Origin of the sequence: Clostridium sp., from assembly GCF_029267215.1 — a bacterium.
Taxonomy (GTDB): domain Bacteria; phylum Bacillota; class Clostridia; order Clostridiales; family Clostridiaceae; genus Sarcina.
Genome location: NZ_JARIDH010000007.1, coordinates 1 through 19,832, shown reverse-complemented (window position 1 = coordinate 19,832; position 19,832 = coordinate 1). Strand labels below are relative to the sequence as shown.

Genomic DNA, 19,832 nt, shown 5'->3' with positions numbered 1-19,832 from the left:
TCTAAACCAATCTTAATCTCATTATAAACATCTTTAGATAATTCATAAACCCCTTTTTTTATTTTATGACACACATTAGTATCAAGATTTCCCTTAATCAATATTTGCCACCTGTAAATATTCTTTATCTTACTTATGGAACAAGGACATGCCTCATATATAAATATATTATCATACTCTTTTAATATTTCACGCAAATATTTTTCTAATTTTTCACTAAAAAATTTCACTTTTATCTCTCCCTTTCCACTTAAATTTATTAAAAACAAATCGTCAAAAGGAGGATATTCCATAACTTTTCTTATATTTATTTCTTTTTTAAAGAAATTTTCATAATCACTATTCTTAGCACAAGTTAGCGCATAATGATCTGGAGAATAACTTTGAATTATAACTTCCCCCTTTTCTTTTCCACGCCCTGCTCTTCCACTAACCTGTGTTATAAGTTGAAAAGTTTTTTCACTAGACTTGTAATCAGGTAAATTTAATGACATATCTGCAGCCATAACTCCAACTAAGGTTACATTTGGAAAATCCAACCCCTTAGCTATCATCTGAGTACCTATTAATATATCTGCCTTTCCACTCTTAAATGAATTATATATTTCTTCATGAGAATTTTTCTTTCTAGTAGTATCAACATCCATTCTTAATGTCCTTGCCTCTTTAAAATAATGTTTAACTGCCGCCTCTAATTTTTCTGTTCCTACACCAAAATGTTTAACATATGTACTTCCACACTTTGGACAAATATTTGGAGTTCTTGCAGTGTTTCCACAATAATGACAAACTAAGTATCCATTATTATGATAAGTCATAGCTATGTCACAATTGTTACATTTAAAAACAAACCCACAACTTCTACAAGAAACAAAGGATGAAAACCCTCTTCTATTTAAAAACAAAATAATTTGTTCTTTTTTCTCTAATCTATCTTTTATTTTAAGATATAAATCTCTACTAAACATAGTTTTATTATTTACTTTTAATTCTTCCCTCATATCAACAATAGATACTTCTGGAAGATTTCCATTATTAACTCTATTTTTAAGTTCTATAAGTTCGTATTTCCCATCTAAAGCTTTATAATAACTTACTATACTTGGTGTTGCAGAGCCTAAAACTACCTTACACCCTTTAATCTTACTAATATATTCACAAACCTCTATAGTATTATACTTAGGATTCATATCTGACTTATAACTACTTTCATGTTCTTCATCAACTACTATTAGTCCCAAATCGTTAAAAGGTAAAAATAATGCAGATCTAGCTCCTATAACAACTTTCACCTTATCATTTTTAACTCTGTACCACTCATCATATCTCTCTCCAGAAGAAAGCCTACTATGAAATATTGCTACATCTTTCCCAAATCTCCCCTTAAATCTTTCGATCATTTGAGGAGTTAATGCTATCTCTGGAACTAAAATCAATGAACTTTTATCAAAAAGAAGCATGTATGTAACTAGATTCATATAAACCTCAGTTTTACCACTTCCTGTTACTCCTTTTAATAAGAAAATATTATTTTCACTCTCTAAAATTTTATCATAAGCATTTATCTGCTCTTCATTTAATACTTTGGGTGGATAAGGTTTAAACTCTCTTAAATCTTCTCTTCCTACCCTTATCTCAGTGACATATGCACATTCTAATTCAATAAGTTTATTTATCATATATGTTGAAATATTAAAATTCTTATTCCACTCTGCCTTTGTAAATACACCGCTTTTTTCTTTTATTAAGGATAATGCTTTTTCTTGAGGCTCACTAAGACCTACCTTATACTGATTAAAAACTATTACCTGCTTTGTTTTCTCTTTATTACCACTCATTATTTTAGGTGGTATCATAACTCTTATTGCATCTATGTACTTACATAAATACTTTTCTCTTAAAAATTTTATAACTTTCAAAGAATCTTCACTTAATAAAGGTTCCTCATCACAAATAGAATTTATGGCCTTATATCTTATATTTTTATTTTCAACATAATCTAATATTTTTAAAACAAAGCCTTCAATTTTTTTATTTCCATTCCCAAAAGGAATTAAAACTCTATGTCCTACCTTTATTTTTTGGATTAAATCTTCTTTAATCTTATATGTAAAAGGCTTATCAATTGTAACAGCCTCATTATTTACAATTACTTCAGCAAATTTCTCCAAAATAATCACCCTGTTCATATAGAATAAAAAAGGCGCAATTAGCGCCCTTTTATAATATCAAATATGTTTTTTGCAACTTCTCTTTTAGTCATTTTTTCTAGTAATATTTCATCACCAAATCTGCTAAAGATAGTAACTTTGTTTTCGTCACTAGCAAAACCAGTTTCTGTTCCACTTATATCATTTGCTACAATGTAATCTAAAGATTTTCTCTCTAATTTACCCTTTGCATTTTCTAATACGTTACTACTTTCTGCTGCAAAACCAACTAGAATTTGATTTTTCTTAATTTCTCCAAGAGTTTTTAAAATATCTCTATCTCTCTCAAATACTAAGTTCAAATCCCCTCCAGTTTTTTTGATTTTTTCATCACTATACTCTTTAGCTTTATAATCAGCAACTGCTGCAGATTTTATAACTATGTCAGCATCATGAAATTCTTCTTTTATAGCTTCAAACATGTCTTCATTTGTTTTTATATCAATAACTTTCATTCCATGAGGCTTTTTTAAAGCAGTAGGTCCTGAAATTAAAACAACCTCAGCTCCTCTATCTCTAGCTTCCTCAGCTATTGAATAGCCCATTTTTCCTGAAGATCTATTTGTCAAAATTCTTACTGGGTCTATTGGAACTACAGTAGGACCTGCAGTAACAACAATCTTTTTACCTACTAAATCTCTAGTAGAATATAACCTTCTCACTGTTTCTTCTGCAATAATTTCGGTATCTTGAAGCTTACCTTTTCCTTCATCACCACATGCTAATCTCCCACTAGCTGGTTCTATAAAATCATAACCTAAATCTTTAAGAAGATTCATATTTCTTTGAACTATAGGATTTTCATACATATTAGTATTCATTGCAGGACAGAAAACTACTGGTGCTTTTGTAGCCATTATTGTTGTTGACAACATATCATCAGCTATTCCATTTGCAACTTTTCCTATAATATTTGCTGTCGCTGGTACAATAAGCATCAAATCAGCCTTTTTTGCTAAAGATATATGCTGTATTTCCCAAGCTTTTGGTTCAGCAAACATGTCTGTTATAACCATGTTTTGGCTTAGTGATTGAAAAGATAATGGTGTTACAAACTCAGTAGCAGATTTAGTCATTATTACATGTACTTCTACATCTTTTTTTCTTAGTCTGCTTATAACATCTAAAGCCTTATAAACAGCAATTCCACCACTTACACCTACAACAACACATTTCTTATCTTTCATAGCTTTTACTTCTCCTCAAGGTTTTTGTAGTTTACAAATCCTTCATTAATTTCATTTATAGCTATTGTTAAAGGTTTGTTTGACTCAACATCAACGAAAGTCTCAGCTCCGTCTATTATTTGTCTAGCTCTCTTTGAGCTTAATAATACTAATGAGTATCTATCTTCTACCCTTTTTAATAATTCAACGATTGATGGATTAATCATAGAGTTGTTCATGCATTTCGTCCTCCTTTGACTCTAATATATTTTCTTTTAATCTGTCTACTCTACATTTTTCTGCTAATAATATAGCTTCTATCTTTTTAACTGCATCTTCAACATTATCATTAACTACTGCGTAGTTATATTTTGATACATAATTAATTTCCTTATAAGCTGACTTAAATCTAGTCATTAAGCTTTCAGGAGTTTCACTACCTCTTTTTATAATTCTTTGCTTAAGTTCTTCCATTGAAGGAGGTAATATGAAGATGAACACACCATCTTCTGCTTTTTCTTTAACTTCTAAAGCCCCTTGAATATCTATTTCTAATATTACATTTTTTCCTTCATCTAGCATTTTTTGAACACTTGATTTTGGAGTTCCATAATAATTTCCATAAACTTCTGCATGCTCTAAGAAATCATCTTCAGCTATTCTTTTCTTAAATTCTTCTTTAGTTAAGAAGTGATAGTTTACTCCATCAACCTCTCCTACTCTAGGACTTCTAGTTGTAGCAGAAACTGATATGAATATATCATCATTCTTTTCTAATAAAGCTTTACAAATAGTTCCTTTTCCTGCACCTGAAGGACCTGAGATAACTATTAATACACCTTTATTATCTTTATGTATTTTACTCATCATCTTCAACAACTACTTCTTCCTTAGTTGATAATCTGTGAGCCACTGTTTCAGGTTGAACAGCTGAAAGAATCACATGATCTGAATCAGTAATTATTACGGCTCTTGTTCTTCTACCATAAGTTGCATCTATAAGCATACCTCTATCTCTAGCTTCTTGTATGATTCTCTTTATAGGTGCTGATTCTGGGCTTACTATTGCTACTAATCTATTAGCTGAAACTATATTTCCAAAACCAATATTAATTAACTTTATACTCATTTGCTACCTCCTATTATTCTATGTTTTGAACTTGTTCTCTGATTTTTTCTATAATATTTTTTATATCAATAACTTTATTAGTTATCTCTAAATCTGTAGATTTTGATGCTATAGTATTAGCTTCTCTATTCATTTCTTGAACTATGAAATCTAATTTTCTTCCTATTGGCTCATTTAAAGCTAGAGTTTTCCTTAATTGATTAATATGACTTCCAAGTCTTATTATCTCCTCATCAATTGAAGCCTTGTCAACAAAAATAGCAACTTCCATAGCTGCTCTATTTTCATCAACAGGAACTTCTCCTAATAATTTTTCAAGTCTATCCTCTAATTTTTGCTTATATGCCATAGCAACAACATTTGATTTTTTCTCAATACAAGATACTATTTCTTCTATAGTATTACATTTTAATAAAATGTCACTAGCTAACTTTTCACCTTCAACTTTTCTCATAGAAATCATATTTTCTATTGATTGATTTAACAATGAACTTAATTCTTCCCATATTGATTCTAAATCCTCTGATTTTTCCTCTATTATTATTATGTCTGGGTATCTAGCTACTAGTGATAAACTTAAATCATCTTGCATATTAGGAAATAAAGATTTTAACTGTTCTAAAGAATTAACATAACTTTTTGCTAACTCCTCATTCAAAACAGCCTCCCCTTGATTTTTAGCATAATCCTTATAATTTATAAAGATATCAACTTTTCCTCTGCTAAGTTTAGAAGAAACCATATTCCTTATTTTCTCTTCTAAGGAAACCATACTTCTTGGCATTCTTATATTCATGTCTAAGTATCTATGGTTTACACTTTTCATTTCTAAAGAAAATATTCTATCTTTTCCTTCTTCACTAGTCGCTCTCCCAAAACCTGTCATGCTTTTAGCCATAAAGAGAGCCTCCTTAAAAATAATATAGATATACTATAATATAAAAATTACCTAATAACAATATATAGTTAACAAAAAATTAACATTTTATTTTTCTTATATGAATCCTTTTAATTAAATACTAAAGTAAAAATATAAATTTAAAATCTACGTTTTAAAACAATGTTAATTTTAACCCTAATAAATTCTGAAATAAAAAAAATAATTATTATATAAGCAAAAGTCTGTAAGTTAAATTAAAACTTACAGACTTTTATATGTTTTCAAATAAAACTCTAAATATTTATTAACCAATCATAGCTGTTATAAATGGCATACATAACTTAAATACAAATACTAATGCTAGTATAATCATTACCACCGACAATTCTTTCTTATCCTTTTTTTCTTTAACTAAAATATTATGAAGAAGATTTAATATAACATAAGCTAAAACTCCGATTGTTAATCCATCACCTATACTATAAGTTAAAGGCATTAAAGCTATAATTAAGAATGCTGGCACTGCCTCTGTAATATCACTAAAATCTATTTTTAGCACACTACTTAACATTAAATATCCAACATATATTAAGGCTGGGGCAGTTGCACAAGCTGGCACCGAAACGAATATTGGAGAAAATAACATTGCTATTAAGAATAATATACCTATTGTTATAGCTGTTAATCCAGTTTTTCCACCTTCTTCAACACCGGTTGCACTTTCTACATAAGCTGTCACTGTGGATGTTCCAAGCAAAGCCCCTATTGTAGTTCCTACAGCATCAACCATTAAAGCTTTACCTGCATTGGGAACTCTTCCTTTTTTATCTAACATATTGGCTCTTGATGCAACCCCTATCAATGTACCTACTGTATCAAAAAAATCTACAAACAAGAAAGTTAATACTATTGTTATAAAGTTAAATATATGTTGTGGAGAAGTTAAATATGAAAAATCAACTTGTCCCATAATTGGAGATACAGATTCAAATTTGAATACTCCATTTGGCAAGTAAATTCCCATACTAGCCGCTGATTCAGTATTAATCAATGCATATCCCCAAGATAAAAGTGTTGAAACTACTATTCCAACTAGCATTGATCCTTTACTATTTTTCTTTTCTAATATAACTATTATACAAAGACCTATCATTGCAATTATAACTTTTGGACTTATTATTTGTCCCATTGAAACCATTGTATTAGGGTTAGCTATTACAATTCCTGCACCATTAAACCCTATGAAAGCTATGAATAATCCAATACCTGCTGTTACTGCGTATTTTAAGTTTATTGGTATGGCATCTACTACTGCTTCTCTAATTTTAAATAAAGATAATATAATAAAAACTATTCCTTCTACAAATACTGCTGAAAGTGCTACTTTCCAAGATATCCCCATACCTATAACTACTGAAAAAGCAAAAAAAGCATTAAGTCCCATTCCTGGAGCTAGTCCAAATGGCAATTTAGCATATATCCCCATAAATATACATGCTATAGCTGCTGACAAACAAGTTGCTGTTACCACTGCACCTGCTGGCATACCAGTTGCACTTAATATGGATGGATTTACAGCTATTATATAAGCCATAGCTAAAAAACTTGTTGTTCCTGCTATAATCTCTCTTTTATACTCGCTTTTATTTTCTGGCAAGATACGTAAATTGTTTTCCTCGTGTAAAATCTGAACCTTATTTTCCATAATAACCTCCCAAAATTCTTTTAAGATAATAAAATAAAAAGCTATTCTAAGTCTAATGAACTTAAAATAGCTTAAATTTATTACTTATCATAGCCTAATTTAGTTCACTAACATTCTCACTTCATAAAACACGAACATTTTCACATTTTATATAGTTATCGTTTGTTACAAATGTTATTGTACATCATCTTAAGCTATTATTCAATATAAATCGAATATTATTAATATCTTATTAATAAATTATCTGTGTTTAATATCTTTCTTTTTCAAAACTATGTTTTATATATCTAAAATCTTTATTGAAACTAAGAAGAGCTAATAGTTTTATTCTTGCTTTTTGACTTGGCATACTTTCCCCAAATATAACACCAAGTTCTTTTAAATTTCGTCCTCCACCAAGATATCCATAACTATCACTTACTCTACCCTCAAAACATCTTGACGTAAGTACTACTACTACACCTTTTTCTATGGCGTCTTTTATTCCATCAACCATAGTTGGAGGAACATTTCCTCTTCCTAAAGCTTCTAAAACTATTCCATCATAACCTTTTTCTATACAGTGATAAATAAAATCGCCATCCATTCCAGCAGCACATTTTATTATAGCTACTTTTTTATTAATATTATCTAATGGAATAAAATCCTCTTCTGGAACCCTTCTATCAAAAATAACTCTATTATTATCAACTATTCCTATAGGGCCAAAATTTGGAGTTCTAAATGCATTTAATGCCATTGAATTTGCTTTTGTAACCTCTGATGCGCTATTTAATTCTCCATTAAAACAAACTAGAACACCTCTATTTCTAGCTTCATCTGAGGCAGCAGTACATATTGATGCTGCTAAGTTAGCTGGTCCATCATATCCAAGTTCTGATCCACTTCTCATTGCACCAGTTACAACTATAGGTTTACTTGTTTTTGTTGTTAAATTTATAAAGTACGATGTTTCCTCTAATGTATCAGTTCCATGAGTTACTACAACCCCATCTATATCATCTCTTTCTACTAAAGCATTTATAAACTTAGATAGTTCAAGCATTATCTCTGGAGTAACATGCGGACTTGGTAATGAAGAGAAACTATGTGATTCTATTGTCGCAAAGCTTTCTATCCCTGTTACCATAGCCATTATTTCCTCTCCTGTAAGGCTTGGAACTGCAGCCTTTATTCTATCATCAACCTTCATTGATATTGTTCCACCATTAAAAATTACAGCTATTTTCTTCATAAGTACCTCCGAATCTATTTTATTTACGATTTAACATTATTCGTACTATTGTTTATTATACTTAATTAAAATATTTTCTTCAATCACTGATGATTTTTCAATTCATTAAATAAAAAAGAAATCTATAAATATATTTTAATCTATAGATTTCTTTTATAAATTTACTCTTTAAGTGGTATTACACAAGCTTCATATCCTAAATTTCTAAACTCTTTCATAAGTTTTTCAGCTTCCATATATCCTTCAAATTCACCGACACATACTCTCCACATATTATTTTTATAATCCTCATTGTAAATTTCAGGCACTAGTGAGTTTCCTATTATTGTTGCAATTTCATCTATTCTAGAATTAAAAATCTCATTATCTAAAGTATTATCAATAAATCCTAGCTCAATTAAAATTCCATTTGTATTCACTTTTTTTAACAAAGAAATCTTTCCCTTATTTATTCCTCTAAATTCAAATAATTCACTCAAATTATCTTTTAATGAATTGCAAATAGATTTAACTTCTAAACTGTCATTATAATAAAATATCTCAACTCCATTATTGTTCTCTGGAGAAAAACTATTCCTATGAAATGATACTAGGTAATCATAGTCTTTTTTATTTCCTATAGTTATTCTATCACTCAATGATAAATAGGTATCATCAATTCTAGTGAAGTAAACCTCTTCTCCTTTATCTCTTAATATTTCTCCGACTTTCAAAGCAATCTTTAAGTTATCATTCTTTTCTATATTTTCATTATAGACTACTCCCAAATCACGTCCTCCATGACCTGGATCTAGTAACCATATAGCCATAAAATCACCTCATAAATATTCTTTATAATAATTTATGTAAAAACTCTATTAAAATCAACAACTTATTTATTTATATTATTGCTTTCTCATATTTTAATTAGAAATCTCTTTTTAATTAACACTTAACTTTTTTGTTTATAAAATAAATTATTATATTAATCACTATAATATATGTTATTACTAAAAAACAAAAGTCATAGAGATGTATTTCTACACTCTATGACTTTTATTTTATGTTACTAGAAAATTATACAGATTAAATTACCTTCTCCTTCATTTATAATTCTTTGAAGAGTTTTTTGAATCTTCCCTTGAATATCATCTGGCATTTTATAAAGCTTACTTCTTAAACCTTCTTGAACTAATGTTTCTAAAGATTTACCAAACATATTACTTTGCCATAGTTTCTCTGGATCACTTTCAAATTGCTCAAGAAGTGTCTTAAATACTTCCTGAGTTTCCTTTTCAGTACCCATTATAGGACAAATTTCTGTTTGTATATCAGCTTTAATTAAATGAAGACTTGGTGCACTAGCTTTAAGTTTAACAACATACTTAGATCCTTGCTTATCTATGTCAGGTTTTTCAAATTTCATTTCTGATAATTGAGGAGCAACTAACCCATACCCTGTTTCTTTAACATCATTTATAGCTTCTGCCACCTTATCATATTCTGATTTTGCTTTATGAAGATCTTTTATAAGTGAAATTAAGTCACTCTCATTATTTAATTCTTCATTACATATTTCACTTATTATTTTATATAATATTCCATTTTTAGGAGACATCTTTACCCTTACTTTTCCCTCTCCTAAATTCATCTCATTTATATCAGCTAATCCTAAGAAATCTTCTTCTCCATAAGTACTAAGCAGATCCTTAACGTCTCTAATTTTTGATATGTTTTTACACATGTCTTTAACTATGTTTATAAAATTAGCTTTTAACCAATGAGATGGTTCTAATTTTTCTATCCATTGTGGCATGTCTATATTTATTTCCTTAATAGGAAATTCTTTAAGTACTTTTGTAAATAAACCATTTATGTCATTTTCATTCATATTAGCAACGTCCATAATTTGAACAGGAACACCATATCTTATTTCTAATTCTTGTTTTAAATCTAAAGTTTCTTCTCCTCTTGGATCTAATGAATTAAGTACAATTATGAAAGGTTTATCTATTGACTTTAATTCTGCAACTACTCTTTCTTCAGCCTCTAAGTAATCATCTCTATCTATGCCTGTTATACTTCCATCAGTAGTAATCACTAAACCTATTGTTGAATGATCTGTTATAACCTTTCTAGTTCCTATTTCAGCAGCATCTTCAAATGGAATTTCATAATCAAACCAAGGTGTATGAACTTTTTTAGATTCCTCTCCATCAAAATATCCATAAGCTCCCTTTACAATATATCCTACACAATCAACCATTCTAACATTAAATTTTATTCCATCATCCAATAGAATTTCAACTGCCTCATTAGGTACAAATTTAGGTTCAGTAGTATGAATATTTTTGCCTGAACCACTTTGTGGTAATTCATCCTTAGCCCTTTCTTTTTTATAAGCATTATCAATTTTAGGTATAACCATAAGATCCATAAATCTCTTTATAAAAGTAGACTTACCTGTTCTAACTGGCCCTACAACTCCAACATAAATGTCTCCTTGAGTTCTCTCTGCTATATCTTTGTATATATTGAAATCTTCCAAGATACACCCTCCTATAAATATTATTAACAATATATATATATTAGAAATCTGAAAAAAGTATACTGTTTTAAAAAATATATTTTCTTGAATATAAATAAAAAAAGAAGGAATAAATCCTTCTCTTTTTCCTAAAAATATATTACTATATTTCTTCTTTTTTCTTATCTCTCTCCATAAGGAAAGTAACCGCTTCTTCAGGTTTCACTCCTTCAAAAAGAACTTTATAAGCTATATCAGTTATAGGCATACTTACGCCTTCTCTTTCTTTTAATTCATAAAAGGCCTTGCAGGCTTTTATACCTTCAACAACCATTCCTACTTCCTCTATAGCTTCTTCTGGAGTTTTTCCTTCACCAATAAGTATTCCAGCCCTTCTATTTCTTGAATGAATACTAGTACAAGTAACTATTAAATCTCCCATACCTGTAAGTCCAAAGAAAGTTTCTGCTCTTCCACCCATCTTAATTCCTATTCTGGCTATCTCAGCCATTCCCCTAGTCATTAATGCGGCTTTTGAGTTATCTCCATATCCAATGCCATCACAAACACCAGCAGCCAATGCTATGATATTTTTAACTGCTCCTCCAATTTCAACACCAACAATATCATCATTAGTGTATATTCTGAAGTTTTTATCCATGAATAAATCCTGAACTTTTTCTGCACACTCCATACATTCTGAACTTGCAACTAATGTGGTTGGAATATTTTTCGCAACTTCCTCTGCATGACTTGGACCAGATAAAATCACTATTCTATTATTAGGTAACTCCTGTTTTATAACCTGAGATAATCTTAAGTTAGTTCCTTGTTCTATTCCTTTTGCAATACTAATTAGGATTACATCATCACCAATTTTTCCCGCCAAAGTTTTACAAATTTCTCTTATTACATAAGATGGAACCGCAAGAACTACATATTCTGCCCCACTTAAAGCTTCATCTAAGTCTTTATAAGCAGTGACATTTTCAGGGATAAATAAATCTTTTATATATCTATCATTTTTTCTATTTACATTGATATCATGTATAACTTCTTCTTTTCTATCCCAAATCGAAACCGTAATTCCTTTATTCCCTAATAATATACCTAAAGAAGTTCCAAAACTACCTGCTCCTATAAAAGTCACTTTGCTCATAAAATTACTCCTTTCTAGCTCTATATTCTATTTCAATTCCTGTTCCTGAGAAATCGAAGCTATCTCTTATTTGATTTTCTAAATATCTTGCATATGAGAAATGTGCAAGATTAGGATCATTTACAAAGAATACAAATTTAGGCGGTTGTGTAGCAACCTGAGTAGCATAGTAGATTTTTAATCTCTTTAATGCAACAACTGGTGGTTCTTTCATTAATACCGCTTTACTTATGACATCATTTAATACTCCAGTTGAAACTCTCTTTGAGTAGTTATCATAGCAGTATTTAGCTGTTGATAAGATTTTATGAACTCTTTGTCCTGTTAATGCTGATATGAATAAGTATTTAGCATATGGCATAAATTTAAGATTTTGTTGTAAGTCTTTTTGATAATTACTTAAAGTCTTATCATCTTTCTCAATTAAATCCCACTTATTAACTACAACCATAATTGCTTTATTCATCTCATGAGCATATCCTATAATTTTTTCATCTTGATCTGTAATTCCTTCTACAGCATCTATCATAAGTATAGCAACATCAGCCTTTTCTATTGCTGCATAAGTTCTTATAACACTATATCTTTCAATTTCTTCTTTAACTTTACTTTTTCTTCTTAATCCAGCCGTATCAACAAGTATGAATTTTCCTTCTTCTGTTTCTATATAACTATCTATAGAATCTCTTGTTGTTCCTGGAATATTACTAACTATAACTCTCTCTTCACCTAATAATCTATTTATAAGTGATGATTTACCTACGTTAGGTTTTCCTATCATAGCTATTCTTATATAGTCATCCTCTTCTTCATCTTCTGAAGGATCATTAAAGTGCGCAACAACCTCATCTAACATATCTCCAAGTCCTAATCCTTGAGATGCTGATATAGTTATAGGCTCTCCAATTCCTAAATTGTAGAACTCATAACTATTTTCTTCTAAAGCTAATCTATCTATTTTATTAACTACTAAAACAACTGGTTTCTTGCTTCTTCTAAGCATTTGTGCAACCTCTTGATCAGCAGCAGTAAGTCCCTCTTTACCATCAACAACAAATATGATTACATCTGCCATCTCTATAGCTATTTGCGCTTGTCTTCTCATTTGTTTAACAATGATATCACTACTTTCTGGTTCTATTCCACCTGTATCTATCATTGTGAATTTTCTATTTAACCATTCTGATTCAGCATACACTCTGTCTCTTGTAACCCCTGGTGTATCTTGTACTATTGAAATTCTTTTTCCTGCTAATTTATTGAAAAGAGTCGATTTACCTACGTTCGGTCTTCCAACCATAGCAACTATTGGTTTACTCATTCTTATTCCTCCTCACAGTGTTCATTTATTAAGTCTATTAGGTCTTCCCCTGTATAGCTACAAACTATAACCTTAACTCCTAATCTTTCTTCAATATCCTTTGCTGTTAAATCATCTAACATGATTCTTACACTTGTATCACCTGGCTCATATCCTTTTCTGAACATGTTATCTGCCATGATTAAGTAATCACTATCTATAGTATCTTTCAGTTGATTTATAACATCTTGACCAGTTAAAAGGCCAGCAACTGTTATCGTATGACCAAAGAAATCATTTAGTATAGCTTGACACTTAATATCTATGTTATTATTAGCTTCTCTTATATCTTTACATACTTTATCTAATTCTTTGAAAGCTGATGTTCCTGTTATAAGAGTAAACTTACCTTTACCACTTTTAGTTAGCTTTTCTTTTATATCATATTCCATAGTTTCTCTTAGAAGTCTTATCATTCCAACTCCATCTTCTAATTGTTCATATCCTGAATAAAACTCTTCACTTGGAACTTCTTCTCCTGCTAAAACATAAAATTCATCTGATAATCTTATGAAAGGACTTCCAGTTTCTTTTATGTATTGTTCTTGAAGAACTCTTATTCTATCAATTTCTTCTTTAGCTGTTTCTTTAGTATATGTTTCAAGTTTAGCTAATCCCTCTCTAAATTTAGTTATTCCAATTGGAACTGCAGCTACATTCTCTACTGAAGGACGTAATTTATAAAGATCTTTAATAGTTTTTTCTAACTCTTCCCCATTGTTTATTCCTGGCATAACAACAATCTGAGCATTTACTGTTATACCAGCAGCCGCTAACTTTTTTAATCTATCATATACATTCCCTGCAAATCTATTATTCAGAATTTTTTTTCTCAACTCAGGATTTGTTGTATGGACAGATACATTTATTGGACTTATTCTATACTTTATAATTCTATCAATGTCTTCCTCTTTCATATTAGTTAAAGTAACAAAGTTACCTTGTAAAAATGAAAGTCTTGAATCATCATCTTTAAAATATAGAGTCTTCCTCATTCCTTTTGGTAATTGGTCTATGAAGCAAAATATGCATTTATTGGTACAACTTTTCGCTTTATCTAGGATAGCCTCTTCAAATTCAACTCCTAAATCTTCCCCATAATCCTTTTCTATTTCAAACTCCCAAATTTCCTTATTTGGTTTTAATATTTCTACCTCAATATATTCGTCTGCTAATAAAAATCTATAATCAAGTATATCTTCAACTTTAGTACCATTTATGCTTAATAGTATATCTCCCTTTTCAAAGCCTAATTCCTCACCAATTCCACCTGGTAAGACTTCAGCAATTCTACTTTTCATATGCTTCACTCCTATTTTAGTACTATCTATGTTATATTACCTTAATTAAATAATGTAGTCAACTTAATTAAAACTATGTTGACTACATTATGCTTTGTTATAAGCTTTAACTAATTATTTAAAATATGTATTTTTAATTATCAACTATTTATTAGTTATTTAAACAGTAAAGATACTTTAAAGCTAAAAAGTAATCCTCTAATATTACTCAGAAGATTACTTTTCTCTCTAAATCTTATTTATAAATATATTCTACTATATTAATAAAAAACTATCTACTAATTTTCTAAAGATTTATTGGTATAGTTATTACAAATTTAGTTCCAATTTCTAATTCACTAGTTACACTTATATCTCCATCAAAAAGCTTAACTATATGTTTAACTATAGCTAGTCCTAAACCAGTTCCTCCACTTTCTCTACTTCTAGCCTTATCAACCCTATAAAATCTTTCAAATATTCTTGGAAGATCCTCTTCACTTATACCTATACCATTATCCTGTATTTCCATTACAAGATTCATTCCTTCAGTATAACTTTTTACTCTAACTCTTCCTCCCTCTTCAGTGTATTTTATAGAGTTACTCATAAGATTTAATATCATTTGTTTAAATTTATCTTTGTCCCCCATTAACATGCAGTTACTATTAATATCTAAAAATATTTCAACCCCTTTTTTCTTAGCTTCTTTTTCTAGAAGCATATTTACTTTTTCTATTTCTCTATCCACATTAAATTCTTTTAATACTGTAGTTCTTTTTTGTTCTATTTCATAAAGTGAAAGTATATCTTCAAGAAGTCTTGCAAGTCTATCTGACTCTTCATCTATAATACTTAAAAACTTATTTCTTGTTTTTTCATCATCTACATATCTTAAAGTTTCTGCAAAACCTTTTATTGATGTAAGTGGAGTTTTAAGTTCATGAGATATATTTGCAACAAACTGACTTCTCATATTTTCAAGCTTTTTAATATCTGTTATATCTTGTATAACAACAACGGTTCCTATAATTTCTGGTTCATTTATTATGCTAGCCGTTCTTATTTTTAATATTTTAGGATCATTGTTGTAATTAACTTCCATTTCAATTTTTTCTGTTCCATTTGAAAATGCCTTCAACATCTTTTTATCAGTTATATAATCTAAAAGTTTATTGCCAACAATCTCTCCACTTATGCCAAATATTTTTTTTGCATATGGGTTAACCATTAATATATTCATATCTCTATCAAAGGCTATTACCCCACTATCCATACTTTTTAATATAGCCTCTAATCCATTTTGTTTATCTCTAAACTGTTCTATTGTGATTTCTAACTGTTCAGCCATATGATTAAAACTCTTGCCTAAACTTTCTATCTCATCGTCAGTAGAATTTAATGTCACTCTTTTATGAAAGTCTCCATTAGCGATAGTTGAGGTAAGCTTTTCAAGTTCTTTTAATGGATTAAGTATTATGTTGCTTATTTTTATTGTTAAAAGCAATGAAATTATTATAGCTATTAATATTCCTACGATTAAATATTTTGCGTTTCCACTATCTAAAATCCTTGCATTATCTACTGCTATGGATGTTCTTATAATTGAACCATCACTTAACTTTAATGCACTATAAATCATATTTTGATGCAAATCATTGCTATATCTTACACTACTTCCATGTCCATTAGCTAAAGCATCTCCTATCTCTTTTCTTCCAAGATAACTTTCATCTTTCCCTTTTAAATCCTTATGAGTATCAAATAAAACTATACCATCTTTACTTATATAAGTTATACGAATGTTTTTCATATCACTACTTGATTCTATTTTCTTAAGTTCTTTCTCTACATTTCCTTTATCATTCTCTAATAAAACTGCTATAACTTTGTTATATTCATACAAAACTTTTTTAGATTCTTCTAAATATTTATGATTTGATATAACTAAATAAAAGGCAGTCATTACTGATAAGAAAAATGTTATTATTAATGTGGTAAATATAATAATTCTTTTTTTCATTAGCTTTCCTTTCTTATTCAATTTTAATGATTAGCTATATTTAAAATTTGTGTGAAATTCTCTCTAAAAACTCATTTAATATTAACTTGAAGTAATATACCTTCACCTTTATAAAACACTAACCATTATATTACTTAATAAAAACTGAAGAAAATAATCTTCCTGATTTCTCCTGTTTTTTTCTATAACTATGAAGTTTTATTTCATTTTCACAATATGTGCATATATTAAGTGATTCTATATTACTTTCTTTAACTATCCCTTTTAATTGAACCCTTACACATTTTTCAAGATTCAACATTCTACCTGTACAAACCTCTTTTCCAAATTCACTTCTAAATTTATCTACTAACTCTTCACTTACCTCATAACAACATTCTTTTACATGAGGGCCTATAATAACTTTTATATCTTCACAGCCATAATTTTCTTTCATATATTTACATGTATTTCTAACTATTTTATTAAAAGTTCCCTTCCATCCACTATGAATAGCTGCTATAATTTCCTTTTCTTTATCATAAGCTATTACTGGAACACAATCAGCTGTAAAAACTCCAATCAAAGTATTTTTATCCTTAATTATTAAGGCATCACAGTCCTTATTTCCTTTAAAATTCTCTCCTGTTGCATCTATAAAATCAGCACTATGAATTTGATTCACATAAATAACCTTATCTAAATCAAATATTTTCTTTAAATCCTCTAAATTACTTTTTCCTTCTTCTTCTTCTTTTTTATAATTAACATCATTTAAAGCTGTTGAAAATTTAATATTTATATTTCCATCCTTAAATGAAATAAATTCTTTTCCTTGCACAACTTCTCTATTCATATAATTCACCTCAAAACAATGTATAATTTATATTATTAAACAACAATTTTAAACTTAATTAATAGCTATTTAACTCTATTTTTTAATATTACCATATTTATAAAGTCTATTAAATTAAATATAGGTTAAACTTTAACCAATATACCGTAAAGTGTTTATACTCCTTAATAAATTTTAAAGTATATCTCTCATAAAAAACACATTTTTATATAAGAATATAATCCTACAATAAATATTCTTTTTCAATTTATTAAATATTGATATTATTTAACATAAAGTCTTTAAGGTAAATAAAAAAGCTATCTTAAAGGAATTCCTTTAAGATAGCTTATACTTACTTCATTAAACTTTTTATCTCTTCCATAAAAGTATTAATATCCTTAAATTGTCTATAAACTGATGCAAATCTTACATATGAAACCTCATCAATAGACTTAAGTCTTTCCATTACCATTTCACCTATGTAATCAGACTTTATTTCAACCATCATTTTATTACTTATGTTTCGCTCTATATCAGCAGCAATCTCTTCAATTTGAGCTCTTGATACTGGTCTTTTTTGACAAGCTTTTATAAGTCCACTTATTATTTTTTCTTTATTAAAACTTTCTCTACTTAAATCCTTTTTTATAACAAGTATTGGTATATCTTCTACTTTTTCATAAGTTGTGTATCTCTTAGAACAATTCAAACATTCTCTTCTTCTTCTAATTGCATTGTAATCTTCTGCAGATCTTGAATCCACAACTTTACTCTCCTCATAAGAACAGTAAGGACATCTCATATAACATTCCACGCCTTTCTCTAAGTTGTAATACCATTATACATTCTTTTCAAGTCAATTTCTATATATATTTTTGAACATCCAGTATATTTTTTCCTCTCGAATCAATTAAAATTACATCTGCTCCTACCTTGTATACATCAGACCAATCAATTTCTATATCTTCTGACTTGCTAAAAAATGAAGTTTTCTCTCCAGGTATTATTATAGATAATATCCTATTATCATCACAATCGATTTTAACATCTGATATTAATCCAAGCCTCTTTCCTTCACTTATATCAATTACTTCCATAGCTCTTAAATTATTTAATGAAAATAAACTTTCTTCCATTTTATTTTCCTCCTTAAAACAACATCTTATACTTAATTTATATGTACTAAATTGCCATTTATTAACATAATAAGAATTTTCACAAAATTATTCCAATCATAACAACCCGTAAAACGGTTGGTTTGCTCTAGCCCTATAAGGGCATGTTACTGGCTGTGCTACTCGCACTCTGAAAATTATAACTTATGCAAAATTCCCCTAGAGCCATTAAAATGGCTATAAAAATTCTTCTAAATATGATCTTAATAAATATTCAAATATATTTTTTTATTAGTTTTTCAAAATCTTAAACATTGATAATAAACCTAAATACACTACTTCTTTAAAGTTATTTTTATCCGCATAGCTATAAGATTTTTATAACCTGTGGTATTCATTAATACAAAAAAATAGAGCTCAAAAGAGCTCTATACATATTTTCTCATGTGTTTTAATGCTATTTTTTCAAGTCTTGAAACCTGTGCTTGAGATATTCCTATTTCATCAGCTACTTCCATTTGAGTCCTTCCATTGAAAAATCTTAAATTTAAAATAAGCTTTTCTCTATCATTTAACTTCTTCATAGCTTCTTTTATAGCTATATTTTCAAGCCAACTTTCATCTTGATTTTTGGAATCACTAATTTGATCCATGACATATATAGCATCACCACCATCATGATAAATAGGTTCAAATAAAGATACTGGATCTTGAATTGCATCCAATGCAAAAACAACATCCTCTCTAGGTATTTTTAATTCCTTGGCAATTTGAGATATTGTAGGTTCCTTATTATTTTCATTTATAAGCTTATCTCTTACAAGCAAAGCCCTATATGCTATATCTCTTAAAGATCTACTAACTCTTATTGTGTTATTATCCCTTAAATATCTTCTTATTTCTCCTATAATCATAGGCACAGCATAAGTTGAAAATTTAACGTTTTGTGATAAATCGAAGTTATCAATAGATTTCATAAGTCCTATACAGCCAACCTGAAATAAATCATCTACATTTTCACCTCTATTGTTAAACCTTTGGATTACACTAAGTACAAGACGCAGATTCCCCTTAATAAATTTCTCTCTTGCACTATTGTCTCCACTTTGCATTTGTAAAAGTAATTCTTTCATTTCTTTTTCTTTTAAAACTGGTAATTTAGCTGTATTGACTCCACATATCTCTACTTTATTTATCATCATAATTGAAATCAACCCCTTCGAAGTAATTCCCTTCCGCATTTTAATT

18 protein-coding genes are annotated in these 19,832 nt (G+C 28.9%); all 18 read right to left on the bottom strand.

Features of this window, described 5'->3' with window-relative positions; translation table 11 throughout:
• The coding region (gene priA / locus Q1K13_RS00800; RefSeq protein WP_300346798.1) for a primosomal protein N' at positions 1–2,171 on the bottom strand (2,171 nt) is incomplete at its 3' end.
• Positions 2,172–2,209: 38 nt separating this feature from the next.
• A complete protein-coding gene (gene coaBC / locus Q1K13_RS00795; protein ID WP_300346796.1) occupies positions 2,210–3,397 on the bottom strand; it encodes a bifunctional phosphopantothenoylcysteine decarboxylase/phosphopantothenate--cysteine ligase CoaBC in 1,188 nt (395 codons plus the stop codon).
• A gap of 5 nt (positions 3,398–3,402) precedes the next feature.
• The gene (gene rpoZ, locus Q1K13_RS00790; protein ID WP_300346793.1) at positions 3,403–3,615 is read right to left on the bottom strand and encodes a DNA-directed RNA polymerase subunit omega; all 213 of its coding nucleotides are present in this window, start codon (positions 3,613–3,615) and stop codon (positions 3,403–3,405) included.
• A complete protein-coding gene (gene gmk, locus Q1K13_RS00785) occupies positions 3,596–4,246 on the bottom strand; it encodes a guanylate kinase (RefSeq protein WP_300346804.1) in 651 nt (216 codons plus the stop codon). The genes rpoZ and gmk overlap by 20 nt, the downstream gene beginning before the upstream one ends.
• Complete coding sequence (gene remA / locus Q1K13_RS00780) at positions 4,236–4,505, bottom strand: extracellular matrix/biofilm regulator RemA (RefSeq protein WP_003458433.1); 270 nt, start codon at positions 4,503–4,505, stop codon at positions 4,236–4,238. The genes gmk and remA overlap by 11 nt, the downstream gene beginning before the upstream one ends.
• Before the next feature lie 13 nt (positions 4,506–4,518).
• Positions 4,519–5,403 (bottom strand): YicC/YloC family endoribonuclease, encoded by an 885-nt coding sequence (locus Q1K13_RS00775; protein WP_300346790.1) that lies wholly within the window; start codon positions 5,401–5,403, stop codon positions 4,519–4,521.
• A gap of 286 nt (positions 5,404–5,689) precedes the next feature.
• Positions 5,690–7,090: an NCS2 family permease gene (locus Q1K13_RS00770; protein ID WP_300346787.1), complete on the bottom strand. Its 1,401-nt coding sequence runs from the start codon at positions 7,088–7,090 to the stop codon at positions 5,690–5,692.
• A gap of 250 nt (positions 7,091–7,340) precedes the next feature.
• A complete protein-coding gene (locus Q1K13_RS00765; protein ID WP_300346784.1) occupies positions 7,341–8,324 on the bottom strand; it encodes an asparaginase in 984 nt (327 codons plus the stop codon).
• Positions 8,325–8,485: 161 nt separating this feature from the next.
• Positions 8,486–9,133 carry an N-acetylmuramoyl-L-alanine amidase gene (locus tag Q1K13_RS00760; protein ID WP_300346781.1) on the bottom strand — a complete coding sequence of 216 codons (648 nt, stop codon included), beginning with the start codon at positions 9,131–9,133 and terminating at the stop codon, positions 8,486–8,488.
• Positions 9,134–9,372: 239 nt separating this feature from the next.
• Positions 9,373–10,851 (bottom strand): stage IV sporulation protein A, encoded by a 1,479-nt coding sequence (spoIVA, locus tag Q1K13_RS00755; protein ID WP_300346778.1) that lies wholly within the window; start codon positions 10,849–10,851, stop codon positions 9,373–9,375.
• A 142-nt stretch (positions 10,852–10,993) separates the two neighbouring features.
• On the bottom strand, positions 10,994–11,989 hold the full coding sequence (locus Q1K13_RS00750; protein WP_300346776.1) for an NAD(P)H-dependent glycerol-3-phosphate dehydrogenase: 996 nt from the start codon (positions 11,987–11,989) through the stop codon (positions 10,994–10,996).
• 4 nt (positions 11,990–11,993) lie between these two features.
• Complete coding sequence (gene der / locus Q1K13_RS00745) at positions 11,994–13,310, bottom strand: ribosome biogenesis GTPase Der (protein ID WP_300346773.1); 1,317 nt, start codon at positions 13,308–13,310, stop codon at positions 11,994–11,996.
• A 2-nt stretch (positions 13,311–13,312) separates the two neighbouring features.
• Entirely contained in the window at positions 13,313–14,650 is a 1,338-nt protein-coding gene (locus Q1K13_RS00740; protein ID WP_300346770.1) for a DUF512 domain-containing protein, read from the bottom strand.
• A gap of 286 nt (positions 14,651–14,936) precedes the next feature.
• On the bottom strand, positions 14,937–16,652 hold the full coding sequence (pnpS, locus tag Q1K13_RS00735; protein ID WP_300346767.1) for a two-component system histidine kinase PnpS: 1,716 nt from the start codon (positions 16,650–16,652) through the stop codon (positions 14,937–14,939).
• A 130-nt stretch (positions 16,653–16,782) separates the two neighbouring features.
• Complete coding sequence (gene pgeF / locus Q1K13_RS00730) at positions 16,783–17,487, bottom strand: peptidoglycan editing factor PgeF (protein WP_300346764.1); 705 nt, start codon at positions 17,485–17,487, stop codon at positions 16,783–16,785.
• Between the two features lie 334 nt (positions 17,488–17,821).
• Positions 17,822–18,271 carry a transcriptional regulator NrdR gene (nrdR, locus tag Q1K13_RS00725; RefSeq protein WP_300346801.1) on the bottom strand — a complete coding sequence of 150 codons (450 nt, stop codon included), beginning with the start codon at positions 18,269–18,271 and terminating at the stop codon, positions 17,822–17,824.
• Between the two features lie 61 nt (positions 18,272–18,332).
• Positions 18,333–18,605 (bottom strand): YlmC/YmxH family sporulation protein, encoded by a 273-nt coding sequence (locus Q1K13_RS00720; RefSeq protein WP_300346761.1) that lies wholly within the window; start codon positions 18,603–18,605, stop codon positions 18,333–18,335.
• Positions 18,606–19,012: 407 nt separating this feature from the next.
• Positions 19,013–19,786: an RNA polymerase sporulation sigma factor SigG gene (gene sigG, locus Q1K13_RS00715; RefSeq protein WP_300346758.1), complete on the bottom strand. Its 774-nt coding sequence runs from the start codon at positions 19,784–19,786 to the stop codon at positions 19,013–19,015.
• Positions 19,787–19,832 lie beyond the last annotated feature (46 nt).

Excerpts from the sequence above, each read along its gene's own strand:
- coaBC (WP_300346796.1), bottom strand. The coding sequence starts at position 3,397 with ATGAAAGATAAGAAATGTGTTGTTGTAGGTGTAAGTGGTGGAATTGCT.
- rpoZ (WP_300346793.1), bottom strand. The coding sequence starts at position 3,615 with ATGAACAACTCTATGATTAATCCATCAATCGTTGAATTATTAAAAAGG.
- gmk (WP_300346804.1), bottom strand. The coding sequence starts at position 4,246 with ATGATGAGTAAAATACATAAAGATAATAAAGGTGTATTAATAGTTATC.
- remA (WP_003458433.1), bottom strand. The coding sequence starts at position 4,505 with ATGAGTATAAAGTTAATTAATATTGGTTTTGGAAATATAGTTTCAGCT.
- Q1K13_RS00775 (WP_300346790.1), bottom strand. The coding sequence starts at position 5,403 with ATGGCTAAAAGCATGACAGGTTTTGGGAGAGCGACTAGTGAAGAAGGA.
- Q1K13_RS00770 (WP_300346787.1), bottom strand. The coding sequence starts at position 7,090 with ATGGAAAATAAGGTTCAGATTTTACACGAGGAAAACAATTTACGTATC.
- Q1K13_RS00765 (WP_300346784.1), bottom strand. The coding sequence starts at position 8,324 with ATGAAGAAAATAGCTGTAATTTTTAATGGTGGAACAATATCAATGAAG.
- Q1K13_RS00760 (WP_300346781.1), bottom strand. The coding sequence starts at position 9,133 with ATGGCTATATGGTTACTAGATCCAGGTCATGGAGGACGTGATTTGGGA.
- Q1K13_RS00750 (WP_300346776.1), bottom strand. The coding sequence starts at position 11,989 with ATGAGCAAAGTGACTTTTATAGGAGCAGGTAGTTTTGGAACTTCTTTA.
- der (WP_300346773.1), bottom strand. The coding sequence starts at position 13,310 with ATGAGTAAACCAATAGTTGCTATGGTTGGAAGACCGAACGTAGGTAAA.
- Q1K13_RS00740 (WP_300346770.1), bottom strand. The coding sequence starts at position 14,650 with ATGAAAAGTAGAATTGCTGAAGTCTTACCAGGTGGAATTGGTGAGGAA.
- pnpS (WP_300346767.1), bottom strand. The coding sequence starts at position 16,652 with ATGAAAAAAAGAATTATTATATTTACCACATTAATAATAACATTTTTC.
- pgeF (WP_300346764.1), bottom strand. The coding sequence starts at position 17,487 with ATGAATAGAGAAGTTGTGCAAGGAAAAGAATTTATTTCATTTAAGGAT.
- nrdR (WP_300346801.1), bottom strand. The coding sequence starts at position 18,271 with ATGAGATGTCCTTACTGTTCTTATGAGGAGAGTAAAGTTGTGGATTCA.
- Q1K13_RS00720 (WP_300346761.1), bottom strand. The coding sequence starts at position 18,605 with ATGGAAGAAAGTTTATTTTCATTAAATAATTTAAGAGCTATGGAAGTA.
- sigG (WP_300346758.1), bottom strand. The coding sequence starts at position 19,786 with ATGATGATAAATAAAGTAGAGATATGTGGAGTCAATACAGCTAAATTA.